Origin of the sequence: Staphylococcus sp. HMSC057A08 (genome assembly GCF_001812925.1) — a bacterium.
In the GTDB taxonomy this organism is placed as follows: domain Bacteria; phylum Bacillota; class Bacilli; order Staphylococcales; family Staphylococcaceae; genus Staphylococcus; species Staphylococcus hominis.
The window spans coordinates 1-4356 of record NZ_KV810831.1; the positions used below are offsets into that span (position 1 = coordinate 1).

Genomic DNA, 4356 nt, shown 5'->3' on the forward strand with positions numbered 1-4356 from the left:
TCTTTGTGTTGTTTGTTACATGTAACATGTTACTAATAAAAAGTTACAAAATAAATTGTTTCTATAGGTATATAAGTGTTATTATTAATTTATAACAAAATAAAAAGAGCAACTATTGGTAGTAGTTGCCCTTAAATGTTTGGTAATAAAACGTTCCCCACGTTTATTTATCTACAATGTTTTGATACCTGTATTATATACTGAATTGTTACTTAGTGCAAGTATTGAAACTAGTAAATAAACACAAATATATATATAAGCGTTTTATTACCTCTTACCAAATCAAAATACGGAAAGAGGTTTTTTATTATGACTGAAGAAAGATTTAATATCCAACAACAATATAGAGAAAAATTTTATCAACTGCCAAAAGTGTTTTTTACTAATGAGAAATATATGCAATTAAGTAATGATGCTAAAATTGCGTACGCTTTGTTAAAAGACAGATTAGAATTATCAATAAAGAACAATTGGTTTGATGATAATGGCGATATATTTTTCATTTTCACAAATGAAAAACTTAAAGCTATATTAAATTGTCATGATGGTAAATTAACAAAAATTAAAAAAGAGTTATCAAAAAATAATCTTTTAGAACAAGTAAGATGTGGGCAAGGACGACCTAATAAATTATATTTAATGAATCCTGAAGTTACTAAAGAAGACGTTTATGAAATCAAAAAACAAGAAGAAAACATTGATGAGACTTGTCATGACACTGAAATGCGATTTTCGCATTTCAAGAATTGCGAAAATCGCATTTCTAGAAATGCTGAAATCGCACAACAAGAAATGCGAAAATCGCACACTAATGATACTGAACTTAATGACACTGATATTAGTAATACTGATTCTAGTGATACGAATGATATGAATGATGTAAGAGAAGAAAATGTAGAAGCTACAAAACCTAATCATCCAAATCATACGAATCATTTACAACAACAATCCGATGAAGAAGCTTTAAAACATTTAGAACTTCAGGAAATGCCCGAAGATACAAAGAGATATATGAATAAATTTAGTGCTAAAGAAATACAAATCATTAAATCAGTTATTTTAAAAGCTAAGCGTTCGTTTAATGATATGTATGGTGAAGTGTATATGCTTGAAGATATGGATGATGAATTATTTACAGTACTTAAAAGATTCAAAGGTATAATGGTTAAAAAACAAGAAACTGTTGAAGCTATGCAAGGATATTTAATGCGCTCTATTTTGTCCGAATTAGAAGAAATGCGCTCAACGAATATGCGTAGAAAAAACTTTGAAAACAGGCCACTCAACGTATTTAAAACATAAAATACAAGAAAAAAGGGGGGATGATAGGCGATGAATTTTTCGTTAGTTAAAAGTTTTTTACCTCACATGACAAAAGAGGATATGAGGGTCATTCAAGTTCCGAATTGGTATTTAAGCTATTATAGACGTTTTCCAGAAAAGCTAGAAAACTGTAAATATAAGCATATCAAAGCGATTAACGATTATATAAAACAAGAAAAAGCTCATATTATTGGTATCGATTTAGGTAAATACCATTATTTAACAGCGTCAAATATAGATCGATCTTTTGTTTTTGTCGATAAACATAACACGCTCTTCCATCTTTTTAGAAAATACGAGAGACGTATTGCTAATAAGCAATATGATAATAGCGAAGCTTATTCTAAACTGAAAACAGGACTTAAAAGCCATATCAATCAAGTTGTTAAAGAAATGTTAGAACAAACGTCCAATCGTTTTCAAACCGTCTTTGCATTAGGTGATCATGGTTCAAGCCATTTATCTTTTCCTAGTTTGGTATTTGACTTGACTTATTTTGCGATTAAGCAGCGAAAAAATGAAAATGACGAAATACTGATCGTTGATGAAAGTTTCACGTCTATTGAATGTCCAATATGCCATAATAGAAATCAGTACAACAGAACTAATAAAAATAAGTTTAAATGTACAAAATGTGGATTCAGGCATCAAAATAATGATATTGTAGCTGCTAGTAATATAGCCAAGAAAGGGAAATTATTGGTATTCTAAGTATAGAGAGAAAACTATTAAATTATTAATACAAAGGGGAATAAAATGATGAATAATAAACAAAAAGCGAGACTAAAACATTACAAAGACTATGATTATCCAAAACAAGCGTATGCTTTCTTTGATCATAAAAAGGTAAAAGTTGTTTTAAATAACGAAGAATCATTTACGGGGTATATTGTTAAAGAATATACGTACGAAATATTATTAGTGAAAAGCGATGGCATCAAGGATCCAAAAGATAATGAATTAGAGAAACGTACGCTCATTCCTAAACACTCGATTGCTTATACGACCAATTTCATTCATTTACCTCAAGAATAAAGAATAATTAAAATTAGTTATATTGGTTTTGAGGGGATTTTTAGCGTGAATATAGGTCAGAATCTTTAGTTCGACCTTTATATTCATGCTGTAGCAAACGAACAAAGTGAGTGCGGTAGGCCTTTTAATATTTCACTTTAAAAATGGGAACGTATGTTCTATAATGTTTACGAGGTGATTTTTTGAAAGTGATTAATCCTAATGCACCAGATAAATATAAATATGAAATGGATTATCGTAAAATTCCACGTGAATATTTAAATGCAAGAATTCCAAAAGGGCGTGGAATGGTCAAGTGGCAAGCTTTCAAGACGGTTCCTGAACAATATGAAATATTAGAGCAATATATTAAGGATCAAAATAAAATTCCTATGCCTTTACTTTCGGAAGACCAATTAGAAGAAATTAATGAAAAAGTACATGATAAAATTCAAACTAATAGAATAGCTGAAATTAGTTATTGGGAAAATGGATATATAAGTGCTTTGAATTGTTATATACAAAAACTAGATACACTAGAAAGTATTATGCTAATCAAGCGTGTAGATAATCAATCTATTGTAAGACTTTCATTAAATAATATTGTTAGTGTTCATTGAAAGTAAAATACATTAGTGAAAGAGGTTTGATGTTATGACTAAGATTAGTAGTAGTGAAGCATATGATATGGTTTCTTTGTTTAAAGGACTTATAAGAGAAATTGCTAAAGATGAAACGCCAAAAATAATGCAAGATAAAACGTTAACTTATGACGAAAAGTATAAGAAAATAAGTGAGATAGAAAACGAATGCATTAATAGAACAGCAAAGTTTGAGGTTGTTAATGAAGAATTTGTTTTAAATCTTCATAGACTGTTAAGCTCATATAAACAGGGTGATGTTGATAGAAGACGAGCATATAGAAACTTTCTATCAGAGTATGTAAACGGTAGTATAGAAAAAACTTTTGATTTAATGAATACTGAATTATTAGGTGAATATGATCATGCTATAAGACGTCACAAAGTTTTGATTCAAACGATTAAAGAGAATAAGTAAAGCTATCAGAAGCTTTTGTTAATTTTTCGAACTTAATGTAATGATCGTATATAAAATGTCCAATGTGGTCTAGTAAAAAGGCCAAGGGATTATGTTATAATATTGGTTGAGCAAGTTGGATAGATGGTGGCTAATCTCATGAAAATGGGGTGATGCCTATGGTTTTGGTTTCTACTCCAAGAAAGGAATAGCATGTCTGATTATGAAATGCTGATGATTGTTTTAACAATCATTGGTTTAGTATTAATTAGCAATAACCAAAAAAAATAACCATCCAACTTTAGCCGGTTAATGGTTATTTCTTTAAAAAATTAATTTAGGCTACCGTCTTTCGAACGGGCTCATTAGGGCAACATGTTAGCGCATGTTGTCCTTTTCTTTACATTCTTATAATAGCATGATACTAGAAAAATGCCAAATGGTTAGTACAATGATATATTGATTTTAGCACATTCTTGGTTGTGCTAAGCTACGTGTTGAATGGTTATGAAATAAAGCGCCTAATAAGTTTGTATTAGGCGCTTTTTATTTAAAATTTGTTTGTTTTTGGGATTCTAGCTACTTTTGGTTTTTTGGCTTCTACACTATATGCAAGATAATTTTTAGTCAAGGTATGAGCAGTTCCATATTCTTCTGCAGAAAATAACATCAATAACAGTTTATTAAATTCTCTTTGCCCAATATCAATATATGCATTGCTTGGTTCTGTTGCAAAGTTAATTTTATAGTATAATTTTAACAAAAAAGGAGCGTTCTCTATGAATTATTTTAGATATAAGCAATTTAATAAAGATGTAATAACTGTAGCCGTTGGCTATTACTTAAGATACGCGCTTAGTTATCGTGATATATCTGAAATACTAAGAGAACGCGGCGTTAACGTTCATCATTCAACGATCTACCGTTGGGTTCAAGAATATGCTCCTATTTTGTATCAAATTTGGAAGAAAAAGCATAAAA

Annotated in this window: 7 protein-coding genes and 1 pseudogene; 7 read left to right on the top strand and 1 reads right to left on the bottom strand. The window is 29.7% G+C overall.

Going from position 1 to position 4356, the window contains the following annotated elements; all coding sequences use genetic code 11:
* Positions 1-309: 309 nt before the first annotated feature.
* The 6 genes from HMPREF2881_RS00830 to HMPREF2881_RS11960 all read left to right on the top strand — a co-directional run bounded on the left by HMPREF2881_RS00830 (position 310) and on the right by HMPREF2881_RS11960 (position 3666).
* A complete protein-coding gene (locus tag HMPREF2881_RS00830; RefSeq protein WP_002455776.1) occupies positions 310-1302 on the top strand; it encodes a replication initiator protein A in 993 nt (330 codons plus the stop codon).
* Positions 1303-1332: 30 nt separating this feature from the next.
* Positions 1333-2034: a zinc ribbon domain-containing protein gene (locus HMPREF2881_RS00835; RefSeq protein WP_037554635.1), complete on the top strand. Its 702-nt coding sequence runs from the start codon at positions 1333-1335 to the stop codon at positions 2032-2034.
* A gap of 48 nt (positions 2035-2082) precedes the next feature.
* Entirely contained in the window at positions 2083-2358 is a 276-nt protein-coding gene (locus HMPREF2881_RS00840; RefSeq protein ID WP_012818058.1) for a hypothetical protein, read from the top strand.
* Between the two features lie 182 nt (positions 2359-2540).
* Positions 2541-2957, top strand: a complete 417-nt coding sequence (locus HMPREF2881_RS00845) for a YolD-like family protein (RefSeq protein ID WP_002449934.1) — start codon at positions 2541-2543, stop codon at positions 2955-2957.
* A gap of 34 nt (positions 2958-2991) precedes the next feature.
* Positions 2992-3396, top strand: coding sequence for a hypothetical protein (locus HMPREF2881_RS00850; RefSeq protein WP_002449924.1), 405 nt, complete (start codon positions 2992-2994; stop codon positions 3394-3396).
* Positions 3397-3588: 192 nt separating this feature from the next.
* On the top strand, positions 3589-3666 hold the full coding sequence (locus tag HMPREF2881_RS11960) for a hypothetical protein (RefSeq protein ID WP_078091527.1): 78 nt from the start codon (positions 3589-3591) through the stop codon (positions 3664-3666).
* 259 nt (positions 3667-3925) lie between these two features.
* Here HMPREF2881_RS11960 and HMPREF2881_RS00855 read toward each other — a convergent pair whose 3' ends face one another.
* Positions 3926-4138, bottom strand: a complete 213-nt coding sequence (locus HMPREF2881_RS00855) for a hypothetical protein (RefSeq protein WP_002449933.1) — start codon at positions 4136-4138, stop codon at positions 3926-3928.
* Between the two features lie 16 nt (positions 4139-4154).
* Between HMPREF2881_RS00855 and HMPREF2881_RS00860 the strand changes: the two are divergent.
* Positions 4155-4356: pseudogene (locus tag HMPREF2881_RS00860) on the top strand (IS6 family transposase); the annotation flags it as partial.

Excerpts from the sequence above, each read along its gene's own strand:
- HMPREF2881_RS00830 (WP_002455776.1), top strand. The coding sequence starts at position 310 with ATGACTGAAGAAAGATTTAATATCCAACAACAATATAGAGAAAAATTT.
- HMPREF2881_RS00835 (WP_037554635.1), top strand. The coding sequence starts at position 1,333 with ATGAATTTTTCGTTAGTTAAAAGTTTTTTACCTCACATGACAAAAGAG.
- HMPREF2881_RS00840 (WP_012818058.1), top strand. The coding sequence starts at position 2,083 with ATGAATAATAAACAAAAAGCGAGACTAAAACATTACAAAGACTATGAT.
- HMPREF2881_RS00850 (WP_002449924.1), top strand. The coding sequence starts at position 2,992 with ATGACTAAGATTAGTAGTAGTGAAGCATATGATATGGTTTCTTTGTTT.
- HMPREF2881_RS11960 (WP_078091527.1), top strand. The coding sequence starts at position 3,589 with ATGTCTGATTATGAAATGCTGATGATTGTTTTAACAATCATTGGTTTA.